Genomic DNA, 13,440 nt, shown 5'->3' on the forward strand with positions numbered 1-13,440 from the left:
ATCCCGCTAGCCGCCGTCATCGGTGCGTGCGTGACCTGCCCCTGACGCGTCACGCCGCCCGATATTCGCCGACGTCCGGCGAGAGAAAGCCGTTGTTGGCGCGCCGGATTTCGGCAGCGGCCTCGTCGTACAGGAACGGCAGCGTCGCATAGCGCCGACCCCGAACCATCGGCGTGGCTTCGTGCAGGAGCGAGCAGGAGAAGACGATCGCACCGCCCTTCGGAGCGCGATAGGTTCGCCGGCCGAACTCGGGAAACCGCAGGTCGCCGCCCTCGTAATCGTCGTTGAGGTTGATGGTGACCGCAAACCGGCGATGCGCGGTCCCCTTCGTCGTATTGTCCCGATGCGCGTGGAAATAGCCGCCGCCATCGGCGTCATAGGCCGCGACGATATAGCGTTCGATCCGCGTCGCCTCGAACTGAAAACTCCGCTTGATTGCCGGGACAAGCCGCTGGCTTATCCGGGCGGCAAGCGCACTGCGCAGGGCCGGGTCCTCGATATCGGCGTCCCGTCGCCGCTTGAAATCGGCGTTGCTTACCAGCGTCGTCTTGCCGTCGATTTCCTGCATGAACCCGGACTCGCGCCCGCCGTCGCGATCATAGACCGCGATGAGCGCGCGGCAGAGCTCGTCTTCGAGAAGATTCGGCACGGTCAGGACCGGTGCCCAGTCCTGCTCCGCCTGCGCCGCCAGCATGTCGAGCACGGAAAACACGATGCCGGCCTGATCCAGCGTCAGTCGCGCTGCGACCTGCAGCGTGCGATTGAGCACCAGAATATGCGGCTGATAGGAATCGCTGCCCGGCGCGCAGGCGCCATAGGCCTGGCTGATCGCGCGATCGTAATCGAGGAAATGCCGAATGCCGGGCAGTCGCTGGGCGATCCGGCGCTGCGCCGCGTCATTCGGATCGCACGTGACTCCGAACAGGCGCGCCTGGACGTCGTCGAACCGGCTGGCTTGCGCGAGCAAGGTCGCGAGCGCCGCTGCGACTCGCGGTGCCCCGGCGCTTCCCATGAAGAACAGGACGACCGGCGCGCCGGCTGCAGAGCCGAACGCCCAGTCTGAGCGGCCGTCGAGAATCCGGCCCTTGAACCAGGGCGCGAACTCGCCGCAGTCGAGCGGGCGGGCAGCGTGTATCGGAATCGTCATGCACAAGCGGATACCGCGTCCGAAGACGAAACGAAAGAAGCCGCCCGTATCACTACGGGCGGCTTCCTCGAACTTGTTCGGATAAGGAGCGTATCAGCCCTGCTGGGCGTCGCCCTCGTCCGCCTGCACTTCGGCAGTCGCGCCCGGCTCGGCGTTGGGATCGTAATCCTCGGTGAAGCCCGCTTCGTCCTTTTCGAACATCGCGGCCATCACGTCCACGCCCGATGCCTGCATCTCGGCCTCTTCCGGCGAGCGGGCGACGTTGACCTTGACGGTCACCGACACTTCCGGGTGCAGCTGAACGCGGACTTCCGACAGGCCGATCGCCTTGATCGGACGGTCGAGCACGACCTGGCTCTTGTTGACCTTGTGGCCGTCGGCGACCAGCGCCTCGACCAAGTCGCGCACCGCAACCGAGCCGTACAGCTGGCCGGTGTTCGACGCCTGACGGATCAGCGTGACGGTCGCGTCCTTGAAGGTCGCCGCTTCCTTCTCGGCTTCGCCGCGACGGTTGGCGTTGTCCGATTCGATCCGCGCACGGTTCGCTTCGAACACCTTCTTGTTGGCTTCGTTGGCGCGCAGCGCCTTCTTGCGTGGCAGCAGGAAGTTGCGGGCGAACCCGTCCTTCACCTTCACCACGTCGCCGATGGCGCCGAGCTTCTCGACGCGCTCAAGCAGAATGACGTCCATGACTGCTACTTCCTCACTTCACGATGTAGGGCAGCAGGCCCAGATGACGCGCGCGCTTGATCGCCGTGGCGAGCTCACGCTGCTTCTTTGCGCTCACGCTAGTGATGCGCGACGGGACGATCTTGCCACGCTCGGACACGAAGCCCTGGAGCAGACGAACGTCCTTGTAATCGATCCGGGGAGCGTCCTTCGCGGAGAACGGGCAGCTCTTGCGGCGGCGGAAAAATGCGCGGGCCATTATGCGGCTTCCTCTTCACGGTCACGACGGGGCGCACGATCGGGGCGGTCACCGCCACGCTCGCCGCGGTCGGCACGACGCTCACGGTCGCGCTCCTGCTTGCGCATCATCACGGTCGGACCCGCTTCATGCTCATCGACCTTTACGGTCATGTAGCGGATGATGTCTTCGTTGATGCCGGCCTGACGCTCCAGCTCGGCGACGGTGTCGCCCGGGGCATCGATTTCGAGCATCACATAATGCGCCTTGCGGTTCTTCGCGATGCGATAGGCGAGGCTGCGGAGACCCCAGGTTTCGGTCTTGACGACCTTGCCACCCTTGTCTTCGACGATCTTGGTCGCGGCTTCCGCCAGCGCGTCCACCTGCGCCTGTGCCAGATCCTGGCGCGCAAGGAACGTATGCTCGTAAAGAGCCATGCGTCTTTCTCACTGTTGGCCGATCGCTGACATGGCCCCGTGCCATGCCCCTCCGGCTGTCGTTCACTTCAAACAGCACAGGGGCGGAAGAGACTGGCTCCTCCGCCCCGGCTGAGGGGCCCTTAGCGGTTTCCCGTCAAAAGGCAAGCGCGGGCCTTAGTTAAATACGCCGCCCAGCACCGCGCCGATCACGCCGCTGGCAACCGCGATCAAGACCGCATCGTTGCCTGACTGTACCCACTGATAGCCGCGGGGCGGGGCATAAAGGCGGCGGTTCTGATACTGGCGCCAGTTGTTGATCTGGCGAAAGTTGCGTGCCTCGGCCCGGTTGAACCGTTGGCCCTTGTACCATTTCGCGCGGTAATTGGTACGCGCCGGCGTGTTTCGGACGGTCTGCTTCTTCACAACGACCGTGCCGTTGGGCTTGTAGCGGACCGTTTCCTGCGTGTGGCGCGCCTGAGCGGCGGCCGGAACGGCGGCGACGATCGGGCTGGCGACCATCGTGGTGGCCTGTGCGGCGATCAGGACCTTCTTCATGTCTCGTCTCCTTCGACAAATATCTGCGCCGTGTCGCGGCGTCGACGTAGAAGATGGGGCCTGACCGTCCCAGGCACGTGTCATGGCTCACGCGATTTGGTCGCGAAGTGTCGCAAAGGGACAATGATGCTGACGTTTCGTTCAGCTTGCCCTCCCGCGCGCGCCTGCCTAGTCGGCACGGCATATTGAAATTCGGAGACGATCATGCGCGCGTTCATCTTTCCCGGACAGGGCAGCCAGGCGGTCGGCATGGGCACCGCGCTCGCCGCGGCCAGTCCGCACGCGCGCGAGGTGTTTCAGGAAGTTGACGACGCGCTCGGCCAGCATCTGTCGAAGCTGATGGCGGAGGGGCCTGAGGGCGACCTGACGCTGACCGAGAATGCCCAGCCTGCGATCATGGCGAATGCGATCGCGACGCTGCGCGTGCTGGAACGCGAAGGCGGGATTCGGTTGGCCGACAGGGCGGACTTCGTCGCTGGCCATTCGCTCGGCGAATATACCGCGCTATGTGCGGCGGGTGCGCTCGATCTCGCGACGACGGCGCGGCTGCTGAAACTGCGCGGACAGGCGATGCAGGCCGCGGTTCCGGTGGGGCAGGGCGCGATGGCCGCGATCCTGGGCGCCGACCGCGACAAGGCGCAGGCGATCGCCGACGCTGCGGCCGAAGGCGAAGTCTGCACGGTCGCGAATGACAATGATCCGTCGCAGGTCGTGATCTCGGGCGCGAAGGCCGCCGTCGAGCGCGCGGTACCGCTGGCAAAGGACATGGGCGCAAAACGCGCGATCCTGCTCCCGGTGTCGGCCCCGTTCCACTGCCCGCTGATGCAACCCGCAGCGGACGCGATGGCCGAGGCGCTGGCCAAGGTGACTCTGCAGGCGCCGCTGGTTCCCGTCTATACCAATGTCACCGCGGCGCCGGTCGCCGATCCCGCGACGATCGTGTCGCTGCTCGTCGAACAGGTCACCGGCATGGTCCACTGGCGCGAATCGGTTTTGGCCATGGTCGCGGGCGGTGTGCACGACTTCGTCGAAATCGGCGGCAAGGTGCTGGGCCCGATGGTCAAGCGAACGGCCCCGGACGCGACGGCGACGAGCGTGGTGACGATGGACGACATCGAAGCGCTGCTTAAGGTGATTTAATTTTTTCGCGCAGAGGCGCAGAGAACGCAGAGGCTTTCGATGGAAGATATCGATCGGATCACTCGCGATGTGATAGACTCGTCGATCCGTATCCATCGGGAATTAGGCCCGGGACTGCTGGAAAACGTCTATGAAACAGTCCTTGCCGCCAAACTGACCTCGCTCGGATATGCGGTCGTCCGCCAGCATCCTGTTGCGATCGAGTTCGAAGGCTTGAGTTTCGACGCAGCATTCAGGATCGATCTATTCGTCGCAGACCGATTGATCGTCGAAATTAAATCGGTTGAGAGCTTGTCTAAAGTGCATGCGAAGCAAGTTCTAACGTATCTCAGGCTGTCAAAGCAGCCCGTCGGGCTGCTGATAAACTTCGGGGGCGAGACACTGAAGGAAGGTGTCCGTCGATTAGTCAACAACTACGTCCCCTCTGCGTCCTCTGCGCCTCTGCGCGAACTAAAATAAGGAAGGTACGATGTTCGATCTGACAGGCATGACCGCGCTGGTGACCGGCGCTTCGGGAGGGATTGGATCGTCGATCGCCAAGGCGCTGGCAGCGCAGGGCGCGCGGCTGGCGGTTTCCGGGTCGAATGTCGACAAGCTCGAGGCGTTTCGTGCCGGGCTGGGCGGCGATCATGTCGCGGTGCCATGTAACCTGTCCGACGCCGCTGCGGTCGACGCGCTGGTCCCGCAGGCAGTCGAGGCGCTGGGTGGGCGGCTCGACATCCTGATCAACAACGCCGGCGTCACCCGCGACAACCTGGCGATGCGGATGAAGGACGACGAATGGGATCAGGTGATCCGCGTCAATCTGGAGGCCGCGTTTCGACTCTGCCGCGCCGCGGCCAAGCCGATGATGAAGGCGCGCTTCGGACGGATCGTGTCGATCACCTCGGTTGTCGGGGCGACCGGCAATCCGGGCCAGGCGAACTATGCCGCGTCGAAGGCCGGCCTCGTCGGCATGTCGAAGGCACTGGCGCAGGAGCTCGCCAGTCGCGGCATCACCGTCAATTGCGTCGCACCGGGTTTCATCCGCTCGGCGATGACCGACGTGCTGCCGGATGCGCAGAAGACCGCGCTGCTCACCAAGATCCCGGCCGGCGACCTGGGCACGGGCGAGGATATCGGTGCTGCGGTCGTCTATCTGGCGTCGAAGGAGGCGGGCTACGTCACCGGCCAGACGTTGCACGTCAACGGCGGGATGGCGATGCTGTGAGCATGGTCCTGACCCTCGCGCTGCTTGCAGCAGCAGAAGATGGCGTGGTCGTTCGCTGCGCTCTGGCAAAAACACCTGCGGCCGAGAAAATCGCGATGCAGAATGCCACGATCGCTTCCGTCACCCGCGGTACGCCGCCGAGTGCGCAGACCGAGGCGTTGATCGTCAAGCTGCGCCAGCGCGCTGCCGAGTGCCAGCCCGGAAGCGGCAACGTCGATTCGCGCGCCGGCGAGATCACGGTCGCCAGCCTGGTCGTCGAAACCTTGTCGAACGCATTGCAGGGGCAGGGTGTCGATGTGCTCGCGATTAACACGAAGCTCACCCGCACCTCGCCGGCGACGCTCGATGCGCTGCTGGCCAAGAAGCGCTCGGCGGAGGTGGGCGCGATGATGGAGGGCTTGCAGGCTGCTGCCGGGCCTAAGGGCAAGACGGCGACCGTATCGCGGCTGCTGGCCGGCTATGCGTTCAACGCCGCGCGTCTCGGCAAACTGTTCAAGTCGACCGCGCGGTGACACCGCGCCCCTTGCGCGGGCATTGCCTGCGTTCTAGGTGCGTTCAGGAATTTCGAATTTCTACAGAAGGAATTGGGTATGAGCGAAACCGCCGACCGCGTGAAGAAGATCGTCGTTGAGCACCTGGGCGTCGAAGCCGACAAGGTGACCGAGGATGCGAGCTTCATCGACGATCTGGGCGCGGACAGCCTCGACATCGTCGAGCTGGTGATGGCGTTCGAGGAAGAGTTCGGGGTCGAGATCCCGGACGACGCCGCCGAGAAGATCGCCACCGTCAAGGACGCGATCACCTACATCGACGAGCACAAGGGCTGATCGCCCTTGGCGCCGCCCGGCGTTCGGGCGGTGCCACTCGATTTCCAGCGGCTCCCCGTCCCGGGTCCGGGGCCGGGAGCCGCTGTACGTTTGAGCTGATACGGAGAGCTGTATGCGCCGCGTAGTCGTGACCGGGCTGGGCCTGGTGACCCCGCTGGGGGCGGACGTCGAAACCGCCTGGGCCAACATCATCGCGTCCAAATCGGGCGCCGGCACGATCACCCGCTTCGACGCGACCGATTTCCAGTCGAATTACGCCTGTGAAGTGAAGCCGGCAGGGCACGAATACGGCTTCGACGCCGGCAAGCGCGTGGACCACAAGATCCAGCGCCAGGTCGATCCGTTCATCGTCTACGGCATCGACGCCGCCGGCCAGGCGCTGGAAGACGCTGGTCTGACCGACATGAGCGAAGCCGAGCGGTTCCGCGCCGGCTGCTCGATCGGTTCGGGCATCGGCGGCCTGCCGGGCATCGAGAGCGAATCGCTGGTGCTCGCCGAAAAGGGGCCGAAGCGCGTGTCGCCGCATTTCGTCCACGGCCGCCTCATCAACCTGATCTCGGGTCAGGTCAGCATCAAGTACGGCCTGATGGGCCCGAACCATGCCGTCGTCACGGCCTGCTCGACGGGGGCGCATTCGATCGGCGATGCCGCGCGGATGATCGCGATGGACGATGCCGACGTGATGCTGGCGGGCGGTGCGGAAAGCACGGTCTGCCCCATCGGCATCGCAGGCTTCGGCCAGGCGCGCGCGCTGTCGACGGGCTTCCGCGACGAACCGTGGCGCGCGAGCCGTCCGTGGGATCAGGGCCGCGACGGCTTCGTCATGGGCGAAGGCGCGGGTGTCGTCGTGCTGGAGGAATATGAGCGGGCGAAGGCGCGGGGCGCGAACATCTACGCCGAAGTCGTCGGCTACGGCCTGTCGGGCGATGCCTATCACGTGACTGCGCCGCATCCGGAAGGGTCGGGCGCGTTCCGATCGATGGAAATGGCGATGAAGAAGTCGGGCCTCGCGCTTGAGGACATCGATTACATTAACGCCCACGGCACGTCGACGCCGCTCGGCGACGAATTGGAACTGGGCGCGGTGCGCAAGCTGTTCGGCTCGGCTCTCGACGGGCTCAGCATGTCGTCGACCAAGTCGGCGATCGGCCATTTGCTCGGCGGTGCCGGCGCGGTCGAGAGCATCTTCTGCATTCTGGCGATGCGTGACGGCATCGTGCCGCCGACCCTGAACCTCGACAACCCGAGCGAAAATTGCGCGGGCGTCGACCTGGTCCCCCACACTGCCAAGAAGCGGTCGGTGAAGGCGGTGCTGAACAATTCGTTCGGCTTCGGCGGCACCAACGCTTCGCTGGTGATGCGGGCGATCTGATAACGACATCGCTATGGGTTCTCCGGCGAAAGCCGGGGGCCCGGATATAAGCCGGTGGCGACTGTGCCACGATGTTCGCCGGGATACGGTTATGCGGAAGCTTGGGTGTCTCGGACTATTGCTCGCCCTGGCCGCAATCGCCGGCGTGTTCCTGGTCGTCCAGAGCTGGGGCGGGGCCGGGCCGTTGCCGCGCAACACATCGGTCCAGATCGCACCCGGCTCGACGCTGACCAGCGCCGCGGATGATCTCGAAAAGGCCGGCGTCGTCCGATCGGCCAGCCGCTTCCTGCTGTTCGCCAAGATCTTCGGCGGCAGCGAACCGATCCGTGCCGGCGAATATCGCTTCCCCGCGGGCGTCAGCCAGGCCGATGCGCTGAAGCTGATGCAGGGCGGGCGAACGCTCCAGCGGTTCGTGACCGTGCCCGAAGGCTGGCCCTCGGTGCTGGTCCACGATGCCGTGATGGCCGCCCCGCAGCTGGAGGGGACAATCGACGTCCCGACCGAAGGTTCGATCCTGCCCGACAGCTACAGCTACGAACGCGGCGACACGCGCGCGTCCGTTATCCAGCGGATGCAGACGGCGATGACTCGTTATCTCGACGCGGCCTGGGCCAAGCGCAAGCCGACGACGGTAGCAAAGACCAAGCAGGAAGCGCTGATCCTCGCCTCGATCGTGGAGAAGGAAACCGGCAAGCCCGAGGAGCGCCGGATGGTCGCGTCGGTCTATTCGAACCGCTTGCGCCAGGGCATGCCGCTGCAGGCGGACCCGACGACGATCTACCCGATCACCAGGGGGCGGCCGCTCGGTCGCCGCATCCTGCGATCGGAACTGCAGGCGAAGAACGGGTATAATACCTATGCCATGCCCGGCCTGCCGGTCGGTCCGATCGCCAACCCGGATCGCGCGAGTATCGATGCTGTCCTCGACCCGGCAGAATCCAAGGCGCTGTACTTCGTCGCGGACGGCACCGGCGGGCACGTCTTCGCCGACACGCTTCAGCAGCACAACGCCAATGTGCAGAAATGGTATGCCATCCGCCGCGCACGCGGCGAGATGTGACGTTCGGAGCCTTTTCAGGCTGAACGGACGGGCAACCTGCTCACGCCAGCAGCCATGCCCGCGCCGCATCCACATCGGTAAACAGCCCGAAATCGTCCCGGCTGGCCAACCGCGTGATCTGAAGCTTTGACAGAAAGCTGGCGATCACGAAGGCGTTGCGGTCGCCGGGTTGCTTCAGTGCGGTAGCACCGTCGCGCACGTGCAAGGCGACCGAGGGGGATTGCACCATTTCCACGCGTATGAGGGCACGGACATTGGCATAGCGTGCGCGGGCTTCGTTGTGCAGCGGCAGGATCGCGACGAAGAACCGGTCGACCTGCTCGGTGGTCCAGAAGCCGCGGATGGTGATGTCGAACACGCCATCGTCGGCCAGCGCGGCGGAGAAATCCCCGTCGCCGGCCGATCGATTGCCGTGGATCTCGGTCAAGACCTGAGTGCCGAAGCTTCGCGCGCCAGACGCTCGACCTCCGCCATCGACGCCCCCTTCGGCGTCACCCAGCTGCCCCCGACACAGCGGACGGGGCCGAAGCCGAGATAGTTGGGCGCCGTATCCGCGGTGATCCCGCCGGTCGGGCAGAATTGCGCTTCGAAGAACGGCGCCGCGAGCGCCTTCAGCGCGGGCAGGCCGCCATTGGCTTCCGCCGGGAAGAACTTGAAATGGCGCAGGCCCAGCTCGTAGCCGCGCATGATGTCGCCGGCATTGGCCACGCCCGGCAGGAACGGCACGCCGCTGCGGACGATGACTTCGCCCAGATCGGTGGTCAGGCCCGGCGACACGATGAATTCGCCGCCCGCCTCCATCACCTGCGCGAACTGGTCCTTCGACACGACCGTGCCCGCCCCGACGATCGCGCCGGGCACCTGCTTCATTTCGCGAATGGCATCGAGCGCGGCGGGGGTGCGCAGCGTGACTTCGAGAACCTTCAGGCCCCCGGCGACCAGCGCCTCGGCCAGTGGGCGGGCGGTCGCGACGTCGTCGATCACCAGGACGGGGATGACCGCACTGGTGCGCATGATCGTTTCGATGTCAGGCATGGGTGTGCTCCTGGGCAAAGGCGGCCGCGGCGCCGAACAGGCCGGGCTGGGGATGGGTGATCAACTTGACGGGAATGCCCGCCATCAGGTTGCGGAATCGGCCCTTGGCGACGAACCGGTCGGCAAAGCCCGAGCGCAGCAGATGATCCTTCAACCGCAAACCAAGGCCGCCGGCGATCACCACGCCCTTCGGCCCATGACTCAGCGCCAGGTCGCCGGCGACCGCGCCCAGCGACAGGCAGAAGCGGTCGAGCGCGGCCATGGCCAGGCTGTCGCTGCCCTCGAGCGCCATCGTCCAGATCGCTTTGTCGTCCAGCCGTTGCACCGCGCGTCCCTCGATCGCCGCCAGCGTCTCATAGATCACGACGATGCCCGGCCCGGCGACGATACGCTCCACCGACACGCGGTTGAAGATGCCACGCGCGTGGGCGAGGATTGCGTCCTCGATCTTGTCGAGCGGAGCGAAATCGGTGTGCCCGCCTTCCGTTTCGACGACGTGATAGCCGTCGTCGCCGACCCGCAGCACGCCGGCGACGCCGAGGCCGGTGCCCGGACCGCAGACGGTGATCATGCCTTTATCGGGCAGGGCGCCGTCAGGGCCGCACAGGTGAAGAAAGTCGCTTTCCGGCACCTGCGCGACCGCATGGCCAACGGCGCCGAAGTCGTTGACCAGCGTCCAGCTATCGACGTTCAGCCGTTCGTTGATCAGAGCGGGGCGGATGATCCAGGGGTTGTTGCTCAACCGGATCATCTCGCCGCCGACCGGCGCGGCGACCGCGATGGCCGCGGCGCGGGGCAGGGTGCCGCCACGGGCCGCTGCATAGGCCTCCCAGGCGAGTTGCAGGCTGCCGTGTTCGGCGGTTTTCATCGTCGTCGGTTCGCCCAGCGACACCACGCGGCCGTCCGCGACTTCGGCGATGGCGAAGCGGGCGTGGGTTCCCCCGATATCGACGGCGACTGTCTTCAAAACTCCCTCTCCCCTTCAGGGGAGAGGGCAGGGGAGAGGGGCATATTGCCGAACTCTCCGAACTGCCCCTCTCCCAACCCTCTCCCCTGAAGGGGAGAGGGCTCTTTAAAACCCGCCCGCCGCGAGCATGGCCGATCCGCCTTCTTCGGCGGTCGAGCAACCCTGACGCATCAGCGCGAAGAGCTCGCGGCCCGTGCCCATCGCCGATGGCGGCGCTTCAGCCGGCGCGCGCGCGGCCCACTCCGCTGCGTCGACCAGCGCCTCGAGCGTGCCGGCTTCGGCATCGACCCGCACCACGTCGCCATCACGCAAACGCGCGATCGGGCCGTCGGCCAAGGCCTCGGGCGACAGGTGGATGGCGGCGGGCACCTTGCCGCTCGCCCCCGACATCCGGCCATCGGTGACCAGCGCGACGCGGTGTCCGCGGTTCTGAAGGACGCCCAGCGGCGGGGTCAGCTTGTGCAACTCGGGCATGCCGTTGGCGCGCGGGCCCTGGAAGCGGACGACGACGACCACGTCGCGGTCGAGTTCGCCGGCCTTGAACGCGTCCTGGACCTGTTGCTGGTCGGAAAAGACGCGGCACGGCGCCTCGATCACCCAGCGGTCGCGCTCGACCGCCGACACTTTGATGCACGCACGGCCGAGATTGCCCGACAGGATGCGGAAGCCGCCTTCCGCCGAGAAGGGCGCGTCGACCGGGCGCAGGATCGTGTCGTCGCCCGACGCGTCCGCCAGGTCGCGCCAGACGAGCGTGTAACCATCCATGTCGGGCTTGCGGCCATAGTCCGCCATCTCGCCTGCGATCGTCAGCACATCGCCGTGGAGCAAGCTGCCCTTCAGCAGTTCGCGGATGGTGTAGGCGGTGCCGCCGGCATCCTCGAAGCCGTTCACGTCGGCCGAGCCGTTGGGATAGACGCGCGCGAGCAGCGGCACGACGCGGGAGAGGCGATCGAAATCCTCCCAGTCGATGACGATACCCGCACAGCGCGCGATGGCGGGCAGGTGGATCAGGTGATTGGTCGAACCGCCCGTCGCGAGCAGCGCGACCGCCGCGTTGACGATCGCTTTCTCATCGACGCAGCGACCGATCGGGCGATAGTCGTCGCCGTCCCAGCCGATCTTCGCGAGCCGGTGTACGGCGGCGCGGGTCAGTTCCTGACGCAGCTTCGTGCCCGGATTGGCAAAGGCGGCGGCGGGCATGTGCAGGCCCATCGCCTCCACCATCATCTGGTTCGAATTGGCGGTGCCATAAAAGGTGCAGGTGCCCTTGCCGTGATAGGCGGCGATCTCTGAATCGAGCAGTTCCTCGCGGCTCGCCTTGCCTTCGGCGAAGCGTTCGCGGACCGCGGCCTTTTCCTTGTTAGAGATGCCCGAACGCATCGGCCCGCCGGGGATCAGGACCATCGGCAAATGGCCGAACCGCAGCGCGCCCATCAGCAGCCCCGGTACGATCTTGTCACAGATGCCGAGCAGCGCAGCCCCTTCGAACATGCCGTGGCTGAGCGCGATCGCGGTCGACAGCGCGATGGTGTCGCGGCTGAACAACGACAGCTCCATTCCCGCGAACCCTTGCGTCACCCCGTCGCACATCGCCGGCACGCCGCCCGCAACCTGCGCGGTCACTCCTGCCTCGCGCGCCCAAACCTTCATCTGTTCGGGGTAGCGGTAATAGGGCGCGTGGGCCGACAGCATGTCGTTGTAGGCGGTGACGATGCCGATGTTCATTGCAGTGCCACGGCGCATGTCGTCGCGCTGTTCCTCGGTCCCGGCATAGCCATGGGCAAGGTTCGCGCAGCCGAGCCGCGGGCGATCGACGCCGCCCTCACGCTCGCTGGCGATCAGCGCGAGATACGCCTCACGCTTGGGACGCGAACGTTCGATGATGCGGTCGGTGACGGCGGCGACTTGGGGGTGGAGGCTCGGCATTTCGACTTATCCCTTTTGTCACCCTCACCCTTCCGGCGCTTCGCACCTCCCTCCGTCCCCCGGTGGGAGAGGGGAGGGGCCGCTCGCGCCAGCGAGTGGAACGGGTGAGGGTGACTTAACTCACGGTGCCCAGTGGATGTCGACGGGCAGTTCCACGTCCGCCAGGATCCGTCCGATCGGATATGGGGACGATTGCCCTTCCTTCACAGCGTCCTCGATCACCTGTCGCTTGGCGTCGCCAGTCACCGCGATCATCATCGCGCGGGCGGTGGTGAGCGCCGCCTTGCTGAGCGTCACGCGCGCGACCGGGGCCTCGGGCGGCAGCGGGTCGGGCATGACGCCCAGCGCGCGGCGTTCCTTTGGACCATTCAGCGCCTCGTCGAAGTCTGGGCCGGGGAAGATCGACGCGGCATGGCCGTCGCCGCCGACACCGAGGAGCACGAGGTCGAGCGGCCAGTGCAGGTCCTGCAGCAGCGCGTCCGCCGCACGACCGGCGGCCTTGTAGTCGGGCGCGGTCGCCGACACGAGCGGGATCACCCGCGCGCCCTTCGGCAGGAACGCCTTGCCGATTGCGGTCACGTTCGACAATGCGTCGCCCAGCGGAACGATGCGCTCGTCACCGGGGATGATGGTGACGCGCTTCCAGTCGATCTTGGCCTTGGCGAGCTTCTCATAGATCGGCAGCGGAGTCTTGCCGCCGGCCAGCGCGATCACCGCTGCGCCGCGCGCATCGATCGCGCTTTCGATGATGAAGCCGATGTCACCCGCCACCGCGTCGGCCATTTCGGCTGCGTCGTCGTAATCCCACCATTCGATTTCGGTCGTCATGTTTACTCTTCTAGATCGTCATCCCCGCGAAGGCGGGGATCAATTCT

17 protein-coding genes are annotated in these 13,440 nt (G+C 65.9%); 7 read left to right on the top strand and 10 right to left on the bottom strand.

From position 1 onward, the window contains the following. Positions 1-49: 49 nt before the first annotated feature. From JW805_07505 to JW805_07525, 5 genes are all read right to left on the bottom strand, one after another. On the bottom strand, positions 50-1,147 hold the full coding sequence (locus JW805_07505) for a 2OG-Fe(II) oxygenase (protein ID MBN2971859.1): 1,098 nt from the start codon (positions 1,145-1,147) through the stop codon (positions 50-52). Positions 1,148-1,240: 93 nt separating this feature from the next. Next, positions 1,241-1,837, bottom strand: a complete 597-nt coding sequence (gene rplI / locus JW805_07510; protein MBN2971860.1) for a 50S ribosomal protein L9 — start codon at positions 1,835-1,837, stop codon at positions 1,241-1,243. Between the two features lie 13 nt (positions 1,838-1,850). After that, entirely contained in the window at positions 1,851-2,075 is a 225-nt protein-coding gene (locus JW805_07515) for a 30S ribosomal protein S18 (GenBank protein MBN2971861.1), read from the bottom strand. After that, positions 2,075-2,491, bottom strand: a complete 417-nt coding sequence (gene rpsF / locus JW805_07520) for a 30S ribosomal protein S6 (GenBank protein MBN2971862.1) — start codon at positions 2,489-2,491, stop codon at positions 2,075-2,077. Before rpsF ends, JW805_07515 begins: the two co-directional genes overlap by 1 nt. Before the next feature lie 156 nt (positions 2,492-2,647). Then, positions 2,648-3,028 (bottom strand): RcnB family protein, encoded by a 381-nt coding sequence (locus JW805_07525; GenBank protein ID MBN2971863.1) that lies wholly within the window; start codon positions 3,026-3,028, stop codon positions 2,648-2,650. Positions 3,029-3,229: 201 nt separating this feature from the next. Between JW805_07525 and fabD the strand changes: the two genes are divergently transcribed. From fabD to mltG, 7 genes are all read left to right on the top strand, one after another. After that, complete coding sequence (fabD, locus tag JW805_07530) at positions 3,230-4,168, top strand: ACP S-malonyltransferase (protein ID MBN2971864.1); 939 nt, start codon at positions 3,230-3,232, stop codon at positions 4,166-4,168. A gap of 39 nt (positions 4,169-4,207) precedes the next feature. Continuing rightward, positions 4,208-4,627 carry a GxxExxY protein gene (locus tag JW805_07535; GenBank protein ID MBN2971865.1) on the top strand — a complete coding sequence of 140 codons (420 nt, stop codon included), beginning with the start codon at positions 4,208-4,210 and terminating at the stop codon, positions 4,625-4,627. Positions 4,628-4,637: 10 nt separating this feature from the next. Beyond that, positions 4,638-5,378 (top strand): 3-oxoacyl-[acyl-carrier-protein] reductase, encoded by a 741-nt coding sequence (gene fabG / locus JW805_07540; protein ID MBN2971866.1) that lies wholly within the window; start codon positions 4,638-4,640, stop codon positions 5,376-5,378. 2 nt (positions 5,379-5,380) lie between these two features. Beyond that, complete coding sequence (locus JW805_07545) at positions 5,381-5,890, top strand: hypothetical protein (protein ID MBN2971867.1); 510 nt, start codon at positions 5,381-5,383, stop codon at positions 5,888-5,890. A gap of 78 nt (positions 5,891-5,968) precedes the next feature. Beyond that, on the top strand, positions 5,969-6,205 hold the full coding sequence (locus JW805_07550) for an acyl carrier protein (GenBank protein ID MBN2971868.1): 237 nt from the start codon (positions 5,969-5,971) through the stop codon (positions 6,203-6,205). Between the two features lie 112 nt (positions 6,206-6,317). Next, complete coding sequence (fabF, locus tag JW805_07555) at positions 6,318-7,577, top strand: beta-ketoacyl-ACP synthase II (GenBank protein MBN2971869.1); 1,260 nt, start codon at positions 6,318-6,320, stop codon at positions 7,575-7,577. 91 nt (positions 7,578-7,668) lie between these two features. Beyond that, positions 7,669-8,637, top strand: coding sequence for an endolytic transglycosylase MltG (gene mltG, locus JW805_07560; GenBank protein MBN2971870.1), 969 nt, complete (start codon positions 7,669-7,671; stop codon positions 8,635-8,637). Between the two features lie 40 nt (positions 8,638-8,677). On the opposite strand, the gene JW805_07565 is transcribed toward mltG, so the two are convergent. From JW805_07565 to pgl, 5 genes are all read right to left on the bottom strand, one after another. Continuing rightward, entirely contained in the window at positions 8,678-9,064 is a 387-nt protein-coding gene (locus tag JW805_07565; GenBank protein MBN2971871.1) for a hypothetical protein, read from the bottom strand. Next, a complete protein-coding gene (gene eda / locus JW805_07570; protein ID MBN2971872.1) occupies positions 9,061-9,672 on the bottom strand; it encodes a bifunctional 4-hydroxy-2-oxoglutarate aldolase/2-dehydro-3-deoxy-phosphogluconate aldolase in 612 nt (203 codons plus the stop codon). Before eda ends, JW805_07565 begins: the two co-directional genes overlap by 4 nt. After that, positions 9,665-10,639, bottom strand: coding sequence for a glucokinase (glk, locus tag JW805_07575; GenBank protein ID MBN2971873.1), 975 nt, complete (start codon positions 10,637-10,639; stop codon positions 9,665-9,667). The genes eda and glk overlap by 8 nt, the downstream gene beginning before the upstream one ends. A 105-nt stretch (positions 10,640-10,744) precedes the next feature. After that, positions 10,745-12,565: a phosphogluconate dehydratase gene (locus JW805_07580; protein MBN2971874.1), complete on the bottom strand. Its 1,821-nt coding sequence runs from the start codon at positions 12,563-12,565 to the stop codon at positions 10,745-10,747. Positions 12,566-12,685: 120 nt separating this feature from the next. Continuing rightward, positions 12,686-13,393: a 6-phosphogluconolactonase gene (gene pgl / locus JW805_07585; protein ID MBN2971875.1), complete on the bottom strand. Its 708-nt coding sequence runs from the start codon at positions 13,391-13,393 to the stop codon at positions 12,686-12,688. Positions 13,394-13,440 lie beyond the last annotated feature (47 nt).

This window comes from Roseomonas aeriglobus (assembly GCA_016937575.1).
Classification (GTDB): domain Bacteria; phylum Pseudomonadota; class Alphaproteobacteria; order Sphingomonadales; family Sphingomonadaceae; genus Sphingomonas; species Sphingomonas aerigloba.